General features: G+C 70.7%; 11 protein-coding genes. 9 read left to right on the top strand and 2 right to left on the bottom strand.

All coding sequences use genetic code 11. The annotated features are described in order from the left end of the window. Window positions 1–276 precede the first annotated feature (276 nt). Window positions 277–1068, top strand: a complete 792-nt coding sequence (locus ACFP1K_RS39465) for a helix-turn-helix domain-containing protein (RefSeq protein WP_380763412.1) — start codon at window positions 277–279, stop codon at window positions 1066–1068. After that, the gene (locus ACFP1K_RS39460) at window positions 1050–1247 is read left to right on the top strand and encodes a DUF397 domain-containing protein (protein ID WP_380763410.1); all 198 of its coding nucleotides are present in this window, start codon (window positions 1050–1052) and stop codon (window positions 1245–1247) included. The genes ACFP1K_RS39465 and ACFP1K_RS39460 overlap by 19 nt, the downstream gene beginning before the upstream one ends. A gap of 20 nt (window positions 1248–1267) precedes the next feature. Here ACFP1K_RS39460 and ACFP1K_RS39455 read toward each other — a convergent pair whose 3' ends face one another. Then, on the bottom strand, window positions 1268–2764 hold the full coding sequence (locus ACFP1K_RS39455; protein WP_380763408.1) for an MDR family MFS transporter: 1497 nt from the start codon (window positions 2762–2764) through the stop codon (window positions 1268–1270). Window positions 2765–2858: 94 nt separating this feature from the next. On the opposite strand from ACFP1K_RS39455, the gene ACFP1K_RS39450 reads away from it, so the two are divergent. Beyond that, complete coding sequence (locus tag ACFP1K_RS39450; RefSeq protein ID WP_380763406.1) at window positions 2859–3419, top strand: PadR family transcriptional regulator; 561 nt, start codon at window positions 2859–2861, stop codon at window positions 3417–3419. A 1-nt stretch (window position 3420) separates the two neighbouring features. On the opposite strand, the gene ACFP1K_RS39445 is transcribed toward ACFP1K_RS39450, so the two are convergent. Then, window positions 3421–4383, bottom strand: a complete 963-nt coding sequence (locus tag ACFP1K_RS39445; protein ID WP_380763404.1) for an ArsR/SmtB family transcription factor — start codon at window positions 4381–4383, stop codon at window positions 3421–3423. Between the two features lie 184 nt (window positions 4384–4567). On the opposite strand from ACFP1K_RS39445, the gene ACFP1K_RS39440 reads away from it, so the two are divergent. The 6 genes from ACFP1K_RS39440 (at window position 4568) to ACFP1K_RS39415 (ending at window position 14110) form a co-directional block, all read left to right on the top strand. Then, window positions 4568–5749: an MFS transporter gene (locus ACFP1K_RS39440; protein ID WP_380763402.1), complete on the top strand. Its 1182-nt coding sequence runs from the start codon at window positions 4568–4570 to the stop codon at window positions 5747–5749. 47 nt (window positions 5750–5796) lie between these two features. Further along, complete coding sequence (locus tag ACFP1K_RS39435; protein WP_380763414.1) at window positions 5797–7770, top strand: serine/threonine-protein kinase; 1974 nt, start codon at window positions 5797–5799, stop codon at window positions 7768–7770. 76 nt (window positions 7771–7846) lie between these two features. Continuing rightward, entirely contained in the window at window positions 7847–10462 is a 2616-nt protein-coding gene (locus ACFP1K_RS39430; protein WP_380763400.1) for a tetratricopeptide repeat protein, read from the top strand. A 908-nt stretch (window positions 10463–11370) separates the two neighbouring features. Beyond that, window positions 11371–11853: a MarR family winged helix-turn-helix transcriptional regulator gene (locus tag ACFP1K_RS39425; protein WP_380763398.1), complete on the top strand. Its 483-nt coding sequence runs from the start codon at window positions 11371–11373 to the stop codon at window positions 11851–11853. A gap of 99 nt (window positions 11854–11952) precedes the next feature. Further along, on the top strand, window positions 11953–13044 hold the full coding sequence (locus ACFP1K_RS39420) for an NAD(P)/FAD-dependent oxidoreductase (protein WP_380763396.1): 1092 nt from the start codon (window positions 11953–11955) through the stop codon (window positions 13042–13044). A gap of 136 nt (window positions 13045–13180) precedes the next feature. Continuing rightward, window positions 13181–14110 (top strand): LLM class flavin-dependent oxidoreductase, encoded by a 930-nt coding sequence (locus tag ACFP1K_RS39415; protein WP_380763394.1) that lies wholly within the window; start codon window positions 13181–13183, stop codon window positions 14108–14110. Window positions 14111–15109 lie beyond the last annotated feature (999 nt).

Raw genomic sequence — 15109 nt, 5'->3', positions numbered from 1 at the left:
CCCCGCACCCCACCTCGAACCAAACCGTGCGCCCCACCTCCCCCTCCCACACCCCCGCGAGATCACGTCCACAAGCCACAAACCCCGCCCCGTTCGGCCGGCTCCGACGGGACCGTAACCCTGCCTGCCTTGAAGGCCGAAACGGCCACCGTCAGACTCGATCACATGGCATCGTGGGGGAAAGAGAAAGCACGACCGCGCCTGAGTTGCGACCCCCCACCACCGACTCTGAAACCAGGCGAAAACATTATGACCAGCACTAGTGGTACGCCTCGGATGTTCCTCGCGCGAGAGTTGCGTCGCGGCCGAGAGGCAAAAGGAATGTCCCGGGCAGCCCTGGCGAAAGCCTTCTATGTCAGCGAAGTCCTGGTTCGGCAGTGGGAAACGGGACATCGCATCCCTGTCGCCGATCATGTGGCAAAGCTGGACGAACTCTTCGACGCTCGTGGCATCCTCACCCGGATCCGCGAGGAACTGGTAAAGGTCTCCGTGCCCCTGGAGTGGTTCGGACGCTGGGTGGAGGTCGAGGGCCGCGCCATAGCCCTGTGGACGTTCCAGCACGCCCTCGTACCCGGACTGCTGCAGACCGAGGACTACGCGCGAGCCGTGCTGCATGCCGGAGACCATCGTGCGGACATCGAGGAAATGGTGGCCGCACGGATGGACCGGCAGCGAATCCTGACCAGAGAAGAGGATCCGCCGACCTTCGTCGCACTGATAGCGGAATGTGTACTCAACCAGAACGTGGGCGGCCCCGAGACAATGGCGGACCAGCTGATTCGTTTGGCCGAGATAGCGGAACAGGAAAACAATGTCTTCATCCAGATCATCCCGGCCGCCGCCCCCGTCTGCGCCGCATTCAACGGCCCATTCGTCATTGCCAGCTTCGATGGCGGCACGGACGTGGCGTACACGGATAACGCCGTATCCAGCGAAGTGATCGAGGATCTGGAGACCCTGATCCGGCTACGGCGTATATTGGACGTCTACCGCGCGGAAGCGCTGCCGAAGCAAGCCTCTCTAGATATCCTGGTTAGGATGGCGGAACAATGGAAAACCCGGCACTGACCACATGGAAGAAGTCGTCGTACAGCAACTCCAACGGCGGAGACTGCGTGGAAGTCGCCTTGTTCCCCGCCGGCGACGTCGGACTCCGTGACAGCAAGCACCCCGGTGACGGTCACCTGACGCTGAGCCCGGACGCCTTCCGCGCGTTCCTTGGGACGGTCAGGCGCGCAGACCGCTGACGACCTGCCGAGGGGCACGCTCACTCGGCGAGTGCGGGTACCCGGGGGCCCTGCCTCAGGTTGACGGTCAGGTTGGGCAGGAAGATCAGCGCAATGACCGCGACGGCGGCGCCGACGGCGGCCAGCCAGGGGATGACTGATGCGGCGGCCGCCGCGTGGGCCTGTTCCAGGGTGTGGTGGGTGACCGCCTGGTCGCGGACGACCGTGGTGTAGAGGGTGCCGGCGATGGCCAGAGCCACCGAGCCGCCGACCTGGCGGAAGAACGTGAGGTTCGCGCTGGCGGTCCCGATGTGCTCCGGCGGCACCGAGGACTGGATGGCCACCGTCAGGCCGGACAGCATGGGGCCGACGCCGAGCCCCATGAGCACCATCCAGCCCACCAGCGCCCAGGACGGCGTGTCGACCGCCAGCCGCGTGCACAGCACGGCGCCGACGACGCTCAGGAACGGCGCCGCGAGCAGCCACGGCTTGTACCGGCGGGTCCTGCCGATGAGTGCGCCGGTCACGACGCTGCCGACCAGCATGGCGAGCATGAGCGGGTAGATGTGCAGGCCCGAGGAGGTCGCGCTCTGGCCCTGCGCCTCCTGGAAGTAGCGCGGCAGGAAGACCGCCCCGGCGTACAGGCAGGCGGCGGTGCAGAACGACGCGATGTTGACGATCGTGTAGGTGCGGCTGCGGAACAGGTGCAGCGGGATGATCGGCTGCACGGCCCGCCGCTCGACCAGGACGAACGCCACGAGCAGCACGACCGACGCAGCCAGCGGGCCGACCACCGGGGCGCTGGTCCAGGTGTGGTCGTCGAGGCCGTGCTCGGTCAGGCCGATGAGCAGGGAACTTATCGCGGCGGTGAACACGGCGATGCCCAGGTAGTCGGGCCGCGACCCGCCGATCCCGCGCACCCGGGGCAGCTTGCGCACGATGATCGCGAGCAGCGCCAGGCCGAGGGGGATGTTGACGAAGAACGCCCACCGCCAGCTCGTCTGGTCGGTGAACACCCCGCCGAGGAACGGCCCCGCGATGTAGCTGGCCGCCATGATGCCGCCGAGCGCGCCCTGCACCCGGCCGCTCTGCTCCGGCGGGAACAGGTCGGCGACCAGCGCCAGTGACAGCGGCAGCAGCGCGCCCGCCCCCAGCCCCTGCACGCCGCGGAACGCGATGAGCTGGCCCATGTCCTGCGCGGCCCCGCTCAGCACCGACCCGAGGAGGAACACCGTGACGCCGATGAGCAGCAGCGGCTTGCGGCCGTACACGTCGGAAAGCCTGCCGTACAGGGGGACCGTCACCGTCGAGGTGAGCAGGTAAGCGGTCACCACCCAGGTGTACAGCCCGCCGCCGCCCAGCTCGGCGGTGATGCTCGGGAGCGCCGTGCCGACGATCGTCTGGTCCAGCATCGCCAGGAACATCCCGCCGAGCACGCCGACCAGCAGCAGGCCGTTCCCCTTGACCCCCGGGGCCGCGGGGGCTCCCGCGGCCTGCCCGCGCACGCCGTCCGGCGCGGTGGCCGTCTCACCCGTCATCGCCATGTCGCCCTCTCCGACCTCTATGTCCAGCCAAACATGTAGAAGGTGACATGTCTGCTCTTACATGTCAATCCTTGCGTATGATGGCGTCATGTCCCTGCGGATCGCGCTACTCGGCCTCCTGAAGTTCTCCGGACCGGCCAGCGGCTACGACCTGACCAAGGCGTTCGAGCGCTCGATCAACTACGTCTGGCAGGCCGGGCACAGCCAGATCTATCCGGAGCTGGCCAAGATGGCCGCCGACGGCCTCATCGGCGTCGAGGCCCAGGGCACGCGCGGGCGCAAGACGTACGCGATCACCCCCGAGGGCTCCGACGAGCTGCACCACTGGATGACCAGCCGAGTCCCTACGCTCGCGCCCGTGCGCAGCGAGAGCGCGCTGCAGGCGTTCCTGCTGCCACTGCTGGAGCCCCAGGAGGCGCTGGACATCCTGCGGAGAATGCAGGAGGCCGTGGCCGCCCGGGTCAAGGAACTGGAAGATCTGCGCGCCGCCAAGAGGGAACGTCAGGTCGGCGACGGGAGCGGCCTCGGCTACTACTCCCTCGACCTCGGCATCAGGCACGCCCGCACCGCCCTGGACTGGACCAAGGCGACCGCCACCGACATCGCCGCCCACCACTCCCCCGCGGACGACGAGCCGCCGAAGCCCTGAGTCACTCGGGCTTCAGGAGGCGGTCGCCCAGAGGGCTGCGGTAGTAGAGCACGGAGCGGCCGGAGCGGCGGCGGTGGATCAGGTGGGCGGCCAGGAGGATCTTCAGGTGGCCGCCTACCGAACCGAGGCTCTGGCCGGTCAGTGCGACGAGTTGGGTCGTGCTTCTCGGTTCGCTCAGGCGCGTGAGGATGTCGGCGCGGGCGGGGCCGATCAGGGCGCTCACCGCGACGGGGGGTGCGGGGGACGTAGGGGCATCGGCCAGGAGGCCGGTGCAGGGGTAGATGACGGCGTAGCGGTCGGGGAGGTCCCAGGTGACCCAGCCGTGGGCCGTGGTGACGGGGATGAACGACAGGCGGGCGTTGGCGGGGATGTCCCGGGGCGGGTTGTCGTAGGTGTTGATCTGCAGGCGGCCGTCGCCCAGCCAGCGGAGGCCGGGGCGCATGCCGTCCAGGGCGGCGGCCCAGCCGCCTGTGCTGAGGCGGCCGGTGCGGGAGACGATGTCGGCCTCGAAGACGCGGCGCAGGCGGGGCCATTCGGGGAGGACGGTGTGGGTCCAGATCCACTCCAGGAGGGCGGCGGCGCGGCCCGGGAGGTCGGGGACGCGCAGCTCCGGTGGGAGGGGGGCGCCGATGGCCGTGGCCAGGTCGGCGGCGGCCACCTCGGCGGGGGTCTCGCTGACCCGCCGTAGTTCGTCGTGGAACGTCCGGTCGTCGTCCCGGGGTGGCGTGATCATGAAGTCGGCCAGCCAGCGCGGGCGCAGCGCCGCCCAGACGAGCAGCTCCTCCACCCGGTCTCCGGCCAGCCGGTCCCGGTACGCCGGCAGGTGCTCCCGCAACCAGGCCTGCCGCCCGGGATCCGCCCGCCCCTTGTGCAGCGCCGTCAACGCCGCCATGGTCTGCGCCAACGGCGACACGGTGAACCGGCTGCACACCAGCACATCCGCCCCGATCCGCCAGATCCCCATGGCCCCCTCACCCCGTGCCGCCGGGTATTTCCGGACAGAGCCAAGGCTAGGCGGGGCCGGCCGGCGCTCGCCGCCGCCATGGCGGGAGCGCGGTGACGGCGATCGCGCTCCGGTCTCGGCGAGCGTGTTTCGGCTGTGGCCGAAACTTTGGCGGCTCGCCGGACGGGAGCCGCAGACTCCCCGCATGCGTACCTACCGGCAGCTCTTCCGCACGCCCGAGTTCACCCCCTTGTTCGTCGGCGCGTCGGCGCAGGTGGCGGCGTCGACCGTCGCCGGGCTGGCGCTCGGGTCGCTGGTGTACGTGAGCACCGGGTCGCCGTTGTTGTCGGCGCTCAGCATGTTCGGGCCGTCGTTCGCCCAGGTGGCGGGGGCGATGGTGTTCCTGTCCACGGCGGACCGGGTGCCGCCGCGGGCCATCCTGACGGCGCTGGCGGCCATGTTCGGCGTGGGGACGCTGGTGATGGCGCTGCCGGGGATGCCGGTCTGGGGGATGTTCGCGGTGATCTTCGCGATGGGGCTGGTCCAGGCCGCCGGGAGCGGGGTGCGGTGGGGGCTGCTCAGCGAGATCCTTCCGGAGGGTGGGTACATCCTCGGACGGTCGGTGTTCAACATGTCGGTCGGGGTCATGCAGATAGCCGGGTACGGGCTCGGCGGTACGCTGGTCGCCCTCCTGTCGCCGCGTGCCGCGCTGTTCGTCGCGGCCGGGCTGGACCTGCTGGCCGCCGCCGTCGTGCGGTTCGGGCTCACCCGCCAGCCGCCCCGCGCCACCGGGCGTCCGTCGGTGCGGGAGACCTGGCGGGGCAACGCGCGGCTGTGGGCGTCGCCGGAGCGGCGCAGGGTGTACGTCGCGCTGTGGGTGCCGAACGGGCTGGTCGTCGGGTGCGAGGCGCTGTTCATCCCGTACGCCCCGGACGCGGCGGGGGTGCTGTTCATGGCCGCGGCGTTCGGCATGCTCGCGGGCGACACGCTGGTGGGCCGGTTCCTGCCGCAGCGGTGGCGCGTCAGGTTGACCACCCCGCTGCGCGTGCTGCTCGCCGTGCCGTACCTGCTGTTCGTGCTGCCGATCCCCCTGCCGGTGGCGGCGGTGGCGGCGGCCGTGGCCTCGGCGGGCTTCGGCGCGGGCCTGCTGCTCCAGGACCGGCTCATCGCGCTGACCCCGGACGACCTGCGCGGCCAGGCGCTCGGGCTGCACTCCTCGGGCATGATGACGATGCAGGCGGTCGGCGCGGCGGTGGCCGGTCTGGTCGCCCAGCACCTGGCCGTGGGCGCGGCGATGAGCGTGATGGCCGTCCTGTCACTGCTCACCACGACGTCCCTGGTTCCCCGGCGCGCGAAGGCCGCCGCGCTGGCCGGGGCACCTGATTGAGGCGCCTGCGAAACGGGTGATTCAGGCGCTATGTTCGCCCGGTGACCATGACGCCTTCGCCGCGAGTTTTGATCGGGCGTTACCGGCTTGTCGCCCCGCTGGGGCGCGGCGGGATGGGCACGGTGTGGCGGGCCACCGACGAGCTGCTGCGGCAGGACGTGGCCATCAAAGAGGTACGGCTCCCGCCCGACCTGGACGAGGCGCAGCGGGCCGAGCTGCGCGAGCGGACACTGCGGGAGGCCAGGGCCGCCGCCCGGCTGCGCGCCCACCCGTCCATCGTCACCGTGCACGACGTGGTCGCCGACGACGGCCGTCCCTGGATCGTCATGGAGCTGGTCCAGGGGCACTCCCTGCACCAGCTCGTCAAGGAGCGCGGGCCCCTGCCGCCCGCCGAGGTGGCCCGCATCGGCCTCAGCCTCCTGGACGCGCTGCGCGCCGCCCACGAGGCGGGCATCCTGCACCGCGACGTCAAACCGGCCAACGTCCTGCTGACGAGCGCCGGCCGCGTCGTCCTCACCGACTTCGGCATCGCCAGCCTGGCCGGCGACGTCGTCCTCACCCAGAACGGCGCCGTCGCCGGTTCGCCCGGCTACATCGCGCCCGAGCGCCTCCGCGGCGAGGACGACCGCCCCGAGTCCGACCTCTGGTCCCTCGGCGCCACCCTCTACGCCGCCGTGGAGGGCCGCTCCCCCTACGCCCGCGAGCAGGCCGCCGCCATGTTCGCCGCCGTCCTCCTGCACGACCCCGATCCCATGCGCCTGGCCGGCCCGCTGACCCCCATCCTCGCGGGCCTGCTCGCCAAGGAACCGGCCCACCGCATGACCTCCTCCGAGGCGGCCTGGCACCTGCGCAACCTCCTGTCCGGCCCCCCGGTCCCCCCGGTGCGCCCCGGCCCGCACGCGATGCCCATCCCTTTCGCGACCCCCGGCCACCCGGGTTCCCCGGCCCCTCCCGGCCACCCCGGTTCTCCCTCGACGCCTGGGCACCCCGGTTCTCCTTCGACGCCGGGATACTCCGGTTCTCCTTCGACGCCGGGATACTCCGGTTCTTCCTCGACGCCGGGACATTCCGGTTCTTCCTCGGCGCCGGCATACTCCGGTTCTCCCTCGACGCCAGGACATTCCGGCTCTCCCGCAGCTCCCGGCTACCCCGGTCCTTCCGGGCACCCCGGCCACCCCGGTTCTTCCGGGACACCGGGACAGCCGGGATATCCCACCGCCCCCGGTGCCCGCCCGCCGGTCCCCGGCGTCCCGTCCATGCCCACGGGGCCGGGCGGCGGCACGTATCCTCCGGCGACCGCTCCCCGGCACGGGCCCGCACATCCTGGCGGACCCACGCAGCCCGGCGGCCCGGCGGGGACGTACGCGCTGGGAGGGGTCCCGGGAGGGCGACGCTCCGTCAAGGTGCCGGTGGCCGTGGGGGCCGTGCTCTCGGTGCTGCTGGTCACCGTCATCGGGGTGACGGTGTGGCGGATCCGGGAGCGTGACGTGCCGGGATCGCCGCAGGCGCGGGCGACCGGCCCGTCCACCGCCGGGACACAGGCTCCGCGGGCGACCGCCGCCGCGAAGAGCGGGCCGTTCGCGCAGGAGCCGAAGGCCTGCTCCCTGGTCACCGACCGCCAGGCGGCCCAGCTGCTCGGCGCCGCCGCCAAACGCCAGTTCATGACCCGCGGTTCCTGCATGTGGCAACGCCAGGACAACGGCGCCTTCTTCAGCATCCAGGCCGCCCGCTTCAACGACGCCGATATCGCGCACCTGGCCTTCACCCAGATGCGCACCACCTCATACGAGGAAGAACCGGAGCGCTACCCCGGCACCAGGCTGCGCAACGGCCCCCGCGTCGGCGACGAGGCCATCAGCTACACCCGCCGCGAGGCCGACCTCGGCATCTACCGCACGTCCATCACCTTCCGCAAGGACAACCTGACGATCAACGTCTTCTTCACCCTCCGCACCCCCGGCTTCGCCCGCGCCGACCAGGGCGCCGCCCTCATCGAACGCGCCCTGGACGCCCTGCGCTGACTTGCCGCGCCCGCGCCGCGTGGAGTGTTGACTGGAGGTGCCGACGTTCGGGGTGGACGTACAGGGGGCCGGGGCCATGGGTGTGTTCGTAGGGCGCAGCGAGGAGCAGGACCGGTTCCGGCTGGTGCTGTCCGAGGCGGTGAGCAGGCCGGGCGACGGCCCCGACGAGGCCTTCGTGGTGCTGGTGCAGGGCTACGGCGGGATGGGCAAGACCACCCTGCTGCGCAGGTTCGCCGACATCGCGGCCGGGAAGCTCCCCGGGTCGTCCGCCGGACGCTTCACGGTGTTCCAGACGGACTGGGAACGCGACCGCGGGCTGCACGCCGAGGAGTACGTCGAGTTCGCGGGCCCGGCGATCTGGCGCATCCTGGAACGGGTCCGCGCCCAGCTGGAGTCCTCCGCCGCCTCCTGGAGCGTGGTGCGGCGCCGCCGCCTGAAGGGGTTCGCCGCCTTCCAGCGCCTGGTCACCAAGCTGCCCGAGCTGGAGGCCGAGGCCACCCGCCTGGGACTCGGCAAACAGGTGGGCCGGCAGCCCGTCACACCCGAACAGATCGCCGCGATCGTCAGGGCCGGAGGAGACATCGCCGGCCTGGCGGGCGTCCCCGCCCCGGTGACCGGCGCCGCGAACGCCATCGCAGGCGCGGGCGCCCACCTCGCCACGACCCTCCAGGCGGGCCGCGCCACCCAGATCGACCCCACCGCCTACCGCGCGCTGGTCGACCAGGTCGACGCCCTGGTGACCGCGTTCACCGACGGCCTGCGCACTCTGGCCGCCAGGGAGCCGGTCGTGATGATCCTCGACACCTGCGAGCTGCTGGGCGGTGCCGGGCCGTGGCTGCGGGAGACGATGCGCCGCTCGGGCCGCCGGGTGGTGTGGGTCGTCGGCACCCGCCTGGAACCCGAGCTGCTCGCCGCCGAGGCAAGCGAGGCCCGCCGCTACGAACGCGAGATCCACGAGCAGCGTCTGCGCGTCATCACCCTGCACCGCTTCGACGACCGCACCGCCGCCGGCTACCTGGAGCGCCGCCTGGGCACGCTCCCTCCCGGCCTGGACCTCGACCGCGTCGTCGCGCTCACCCAGGGCGTGCCGCTCGCCCTGCACTTCATGGCCAAGATGCTCACCGACCACGTACGGACCGGCCGCCCCCTAGCGAGCCTCTACGAGGAGGTCACCCCCGACGGCACGGTGTCCACCGTCGTGGCACGGATGGCCGAGCGCTACCTCCACCACGCCACCTACCGCGACGACTACGAACTCCACCGCGACCTACCCGCCTTGTACGGCCTGGCCCTCATCCACGTCGAGCAGAACCTCACCGGTCAGTCCCACGACGAACAGGCGATATCCGTCACCCGCGACCCCGACCTGCTCGCGGCCCTGTGGGACGTGCCCGCCGACCAGGTCGCCGGCCGATTGCGCGACCTCGCCCGCCGCCACGACTTCGTCCACAGCGGCAACGGCACCCTCCACCGCGACGTCCGCGACGCCATCCGCACCTTCCTCCTCGCCCCCACCCGCCGCGCCATGGTCAAAGCCCTCAACCAACGCGCCGTCGACCACCTCACCCACCAACTCACCACCCACCGCCACACCGGCATAGAAGGCCAGCTGGCGGACGCCGCCTGGCGCACCACCACCGCCGCCCTCCTCTGGCACACCACCTGGGTCGATCCCCCCGAGGGCATCCTCCTGCTCCGCCACCTCTACGCCCCGGCCGCCGTCCTCCAGCCCGCCTACGCCCGCCTCCTGCTCGGCACCGCCGCCTACTTCACCCCCTACCACTCCGACGGCGACCGGACCCTCCTCACCGGCCTGTTCGACCTGAACTCCTCCCTCCCCCGCCGCCAGACCACCGAGGCGGCGATGAACGCCCTGGCCGACGCCCCCGCCCCCCGACCACCTCTCCTCCACGGCCCCGCCGAGCCCTACCTGCACCTCCTGCGCGCCCAGTCCGCCGACGCACTCGATCTCGACCTCACCGACCAGGTCACCGAACTCCACCGCGCCGGCGGAACCTTCCCACCCCTCAACCACCGCCTCGGAGACATGTTGAACAACCTGGGCCGCTTCGAGGAGGCCGAGGCCGCCTACCGCATGGCGGCCCAACTAGCCCCCGACGTCGCCGCCGCCTACGGCAGCCTCGGCTACACGCTGACCAATCTCGGCCGCTTCGAGGAGGCCAAAGCGGCCTACGGCAAATCGATCGAACTCGCCCCCGGCAACCCCAGGACACATCGCTGGCTCGGCGCCCTGCTGTTGTTCACCGGCGAGACGGACCGCGCCCGAGCCGCACTGGCACGAGCGGGAGACCTCCCGGACGCCGAACTGCTGCGATGGGTCCTCGACCGCTCCACCCCAAAAGACACCCCCTCCCCCCACACCCCACGAACGGTACTCGCCGCGCTGGACGCACCACCGCCGTCCGGAGGACCCCGGTTACCGCCCTTCGTGATGGCCGAGGTGTACGCCATCGCGTCCGCGGCACAGGGAGACGCCGCCCAGGCAGTACTGATGCTGCGTTCCTTCACCCGCAGCCGCCGACCTCACGAGCGCTTCGTCCGCCCGTTATACGACATGCTCGCCCACCCTGAGCCGATCGACGGCCTAAAGGAACTGATACAGGTCTGGCAGGAGATCATCGCCGACGACCCACAGGCGGCAGGCCCGTGGGGCGCCCCACCCGAGGGCTGAACGATGGCTTCTGAATGCCAGACCATTCCTCCCCCGAACCACTCCCCGACCGGACACCCCCTCATCTCACACCCCCACACGTTCACGGACACCACCCCCGGTCACGGACCCCCTCGTCTCATGGACGCCCCCCTCACCTCACGAACGCCCCCGCCTAACGGAGGACTCTCTCCGGCGCCGCGACGGCGAGACGCGGTGCGGCGAAGCCGACGATCGGGCTGTGGCGTACTTCCGTCGGCGTCCAGCTGTCTACCGCTGTCGGCTGTGTCTTCGATCGGCGCCGACGCGGCGGGACGTGGCACGGCGAACCCGGCGCCGCCGTACGGCGAGAAACCCGTCACGGGTCACCAGAACCGAAAAAGCTGATGTTGAGGACCAAAGACATCAAACCCCCTCCGGCTGAGGTCGATGGCCCCACCCGTTGTCGGTTCCCACCGCGTCGACATCGGCCCACCCGATACCCGGCGTATCCATCACCGCACCTGGACGCCACCCCGCGAGCGTGGACACCACCCCCTCGGCGTAGACGCCACCCCGCGAGCGTGGACACCACCTCCTCGGCGTAGACGCCAGCCTGCGGGCGTGGACACCACCTCCTCGGCGTAGACGCCAGCCTGCGGGCGTGGACACCACAGCTCGGGCCCCCACAACCGGCGCCGACGCAGCGGGACGTGGTACGGCGAAGTCGGCGCCGCCGTACGGCGGTTAACCGGTGGTCTGCCCCGGGAGATGACGAGCTGGGCGGCGATCTCGCGCAGGCTCTTGTCCTGGCTGCGCATGTGCAGGGCCATGGAGAGCATGGCGGGGTCGGTGACGGCGGCGCCGCCGATGGTCTAGCGCCCTCGTGTGCAGAATGCCAGGTAGTTCGTCCCACGAATTGCAGGGCGCCTGAATGTTACCCTGGCCGAGTGGGTAAAAATGATGATGGCCAGATCGGGGTTGTGGCCGCGTTGGTACGGTCCACGTTCTTGGTGAATGCCGTGTACGCCGAGTCCGCACGGGAGTATGGCCTCACCTCGCAGCAGGGACAGTTGCTGTGCGTGCTGATGGTCCAGCCGTACGGCATGAGCGAATTGGGCGCGATGCTGGGGCTGGCCAAGTCGAGCCTTACCGGCCTGGTGGACCGCACCGAGCGCAACGGCATGGTCCAGCGCGAACCGGACCCACAGGACATGCGCGCGGTGCGGGTCGCGCTCACCCGGCAGGGCGGCAGGCTCGCAGGGGAGTTCTATGCCGAGACCTGCCGGCGGATCGAGGAACTGACCGCGGGACTCGCCGCCGCCGAACGCGACACGCTCGCCGGCCTGCTCGGCCGCGTCGTGCTGGACAACGAGGTTCCCGCAGTCTTCCTGGAACCCGACGAAGCAGCCGCCGCCGATCGCAAGCGCTAGGACCGCCTCGTCGCGCCGCAGACAAGATTGCAGTTCGCACCACGAACTATTATAGTTCGTGGTGCGAATTCAACCCTTTGCCTGCGGGGAGCGGAAATCATGAATCGTACAGTTGTGGTCATCGGCGGAGGCTACGGGGGTTCGGCGGTTGCCAAGGCGCTGGACTCCGAGGCCGACGTCATCCTCATCGATCCCCGGGACGCGTTCATCAACTCGGCGGGGTCGCTGCGAGCGCTGACCCAGCCCGACTGGGCGGGCAACATGTTCTTCCCCTACAACGAGTGGCTGACGCGGGGCACGGTGATTCGCGACCGTGCAGTCTCGGTGGACCCCGGCGGCGTCACCCTGGCCTCAGGTCAGCGTGTCGAAGCCGACTATCTGGTCCTGGCCACCGGCTCCAGCTACGCCTACCCGGCCAAGCCCAACGCCGACTCCACCGACGAGGTCCTGGACGACCTGCGCCAGACCCACAAGGAACTGGTCGATGCCGAGCGGGTGCTGATCCTCGGTGCCGGGCCGGTCGGCTTGGAACTGTCCGGGGAAATCAAGGAGGTCTGGCCGCACAAGCACGTGACCATCGTCGACCCGGCCGAGCAGCTTCTGCCCGCCTTCCGGCCGGAGCTGCGCCAGGAGCTGCACCGCCAGCTCGACGCATTGGGCATCCAGGTGCGGCTGGGCACCGGCCTGACCGCGCCACCGCCGACCGAGCCGGGTCAGGCCGGGACCTTCACCGTCACCACCACCGGCGGGCAGGAGATCACCGCCGACATCTGGTTCCGCGCCTACGGCGTGCACGCCAACAGCGGCTACCTCGCCGGCGGCCGGCTCACGACCCGTACACCGCAGGGACAGGTCCCCGTCACCGAGACCCTCAACGTCCACGGGTACGACCACGTGTACGCGATCGGCGACATCACCGATGTGGCCGAGGCCAAGATGGCCGGGTACGCGATGCAGCACGCCGAGGTGGTGGCGCAGAACATCACCGCCCAATTGCGCGGCGAGCGGCCCACGGGCGCCTACCAGCCCTCGCCCCACCCCATGATCCTGCTCCCGCTCGGACCGCGTGGCGGTGTCGGTCAACTGCCCACACCCGACGGCCCTGCCGTCGTCCCGGCTGAGACGGTCATCGAGTACAAGGGCGCCGACCTGTTCACCGGCCGCATGGCCGAGCAGTTCGGCACCGCCTGAACGGCTGGAACACGTGGACCACACCCGCCTTGGCCGCAGCGGCCTTGCCGTGTCCCGGCTCGTACTCGGCACCATGAACTTCGGGCCGGAAACCTCCGAAGAGGACAGTTACACGATCCGTAAATAGCCCCCTCGAATGAAAGGCAGAACATTGTCTGTACAACAAGTCGTCTTCGGCTTCGGCGCGCATACCGGCATTGACGAGGTGCCGGAGCTGCTGCGCATGGCTCAGCAGGCCGACCGTGACGGACTTGACATCTTCTCGCTGTCGGACCATCCCTACATCGGCGGGCGCCTGGACGCCTACGCCTCCCTCGGATTCATCCTCGGACGTACGCAGCACATCTCCGGCTTCGCCAACGTCACCAACCTGCCGACCCGGCCCGCTCCCATGCTGGCGCGAATGGTGACATCGCTGTCTGCGCTGTCGGGCGGCCGCATCGTGCTCGGCATGGGCGCGGGCGGGCTGTGGGATCGAATCTCCGACATGGGAGTGCCGCGGCTGTCACCGGGCGATGCCGTGGACGCCTTCGAGGAGGCGATCGTCTTGATCAAATCGCTGTCGGGTGGCGGTCCGCCGGTCAGCTACCAGGGCCGCCACTACCAGGTGGACCAGATCGAGCCGGCTCCTGTGGCCGCGCCTTCCGTGTGGACCGGATCGGTCGGCCCGAAATCCCTGGCCGCCACCGGCCGGGTGGCCGACGGCTGGATCCCCGGCCACGCGGCGGATTGGCTCAGCGAGCGATACCGGGGGTCACGGCCGGTCATCGACGAAGCGGCGGCGGCCGTGGGCCGCGAACCGCGCGAGATCCTCACCGTCTTCAATTTTCCCGGACGCATCACCGACCGGCCACTGTCCGCCACACGTGACCGCGACGGCCGCTGGATCGGCGGCTCCGTCGCCCAGTGGGTCGAAGAACTGACCACAGCCGTCCTGGCACACGGCGCCTCGGGCTTCATCCTCTTCCCGCCCGGCCACACCGCACACGAAGACGTCTCCCTCGGCCGCTGGGCCAGGGAGATCGCCCCGGCCGTACGCGAAGCGCTCGCGAAGGAAAACGTCTAAGCCGCACTCCGGCTCACGCCATCCCGCCGCACCATACGCGGATGATCGCCACCCGTCCCGAGAACTCGACCACCCGAGGTCAGAGATAGGTTCGTTGGATTTTCCGCGATTACTACCGGGACCCCGTTCTGCCGCGGGGAACACCCCCGCACCCTCGGCCCGGCCGACTTCATCGTGCCCCATTGCACCCAGCGCCCCGGCCCCGCCGGCTTCATCGTGTCCCACCGCCCCCAGCCCCCCGGCCTCGCCGACATCATCGTGTCCCACCGCACCCAGCGCCCCGGCCGAGCCGTGCTCCCGGGCCATTTGCGGGTCCACTTCTCCGGCGCCGCGACGGCGGGACGTGGCACGGCGAACCCGGCGCCGTCATACGGTGATCAAGGTGGTGACGGGTTCGCGGCCGCGACAACCGTGTGCCCGGCCGATGCGCCGGGGAGCAGTCCGGCCGGGGAGTACTCCTGGACGCTGTTGACGATGCCGAGCATGCGGCACTCCTGGACTGGTCGGGGTCCGCGCAGGCCCGGCACTTGTCGGCGAGTGAGCGGTGGGCGGTGGGTCTCTCACGTTGGGTTTCGGAGCTCGCGTGGAGCCCGGCAGGCTCGGGGGTGCGGGGGTGTCCCCCGCATAGACACAGCCCTTGCGGCTTTCCGCGCGAAGCGCGCCCACCGCAAGGACCATTACCGGGCCGGACGCGGTTGTGCTCGGTCGCGTGCCGTTGCCATCTTGATCGCCGTATGGCGGCGCCGGATTCGCCATACCGCGTCTCGCCGTCGCGGCGCCGGAATAGAGGTCCGTGGGGCGAGGGGGCGTCCGACCTGTGTGGGTGGGGCTGTGTGGGTGGGGCTGTGTGGGTGGGGGCTGTGTGGGTGGGGCTGTGGGTGGGTGGGGCTGTGGGTGGGTGGTCTCTCAAGTTGGGTTTCGGGGCTCGCGTTGAGCCCGGCAGGCTCGGGGGTGCGGGGGTGTCCCCCGCATGAGCACAGCCCTTGCGGCTTTCCGCGC

Origin of the sequence: Sphaerisporangium aureirubrum, from assembly GCF_042658925.1 — a bacterium.
GTDB lineage: Bacteria > Actinomycetota > Actinomycetes > Streptosporangiales > Streptosporangiaceae > Sphaerisporangium > Sphaerisporangium aureirubrum.
Note: the sequence above shows the minus strand (reverse complement) of the source record. Positions and strands in the feature narration are given on the sequence as shown.

Excerpts from the sequence above, each read along its gene's own strand:
- ACFP1K_RS39445 (WP_380763404.1), bottom strand. The coding sequence starts at position 4,383 with ATGGGGATCTGGCGGATCGGGGCGGATGTGCTGGTGTGCAGCCGGTTC.
- ACFP1K_RS39455 (WP_380763408.1), bottom strand. The coding sequence starts at position 2,764 with ATGACGGGTGAGACGGCCACCGCGCCGGACGGCGTGCGCGGGCAGGCC.
- ACFP1K_RS39440 (WP_380763402.1), top strand. The coding sequence starts at position 4,568 with ATGCGTACCTACCGGCAGCTCTTCCGCACGCCCGAGTTCACCCCCTTG.
- ACFP1K_RS39435 (WP_380763414.1), top strand. The coding sequence starts at position 5,797 with ATGACGCCTTCGCCGCGAGTTTTGATCGGGCGTTACCGGCTTGTCGCC.
- ACFP1K_RS39430 (WP_380763400.1), top strand. The coding sequence starts at position 7,847 with ATGGGTGTGTTCGTAGGGCGCAGCGAGGAGCAGGACCGGTTCCGGCTG.
- ACFP1K_RS39420 (WP_380763396.1), top strand. The coding sequence starts at position 11,953 with ATGAATCGTACAGTTGTGGTCATCGGCGGAGGCTACGGGGGTTCGGCG.
- ACFP1K_RS39415 (WP_380763394.1), top strand. The coding sequence starts at position 13,181 with ATGAAAGGCAGAACATTGTCTGTACAACAAGTCGTCTTCGGCTTCGGC.
- ACFP1K_RS39460 (WP_380763410.1), top strand. The coding sequence starts at position 1,050 with ATGGAAAACCCGGCACTGACCACATGGAAGAAGTCGTCGTACAGCAAC.
- ACFP1K_RS39465 (WP_380763412.1), top strand. The coding sequence starts at position 277 with ATGTTCCTCGCGCGAGAGTTGCGTCGCGGCCGAGAGGCAAAAGGAATG.
- ACFP1K_RS39450 (WP_380763406.1), top strand. The coding sequence starts at position 2,859 with ATGTCCCTGCGGATCGCGCTACTCGGCCTCCTGAAGTTCTCCGGACCG.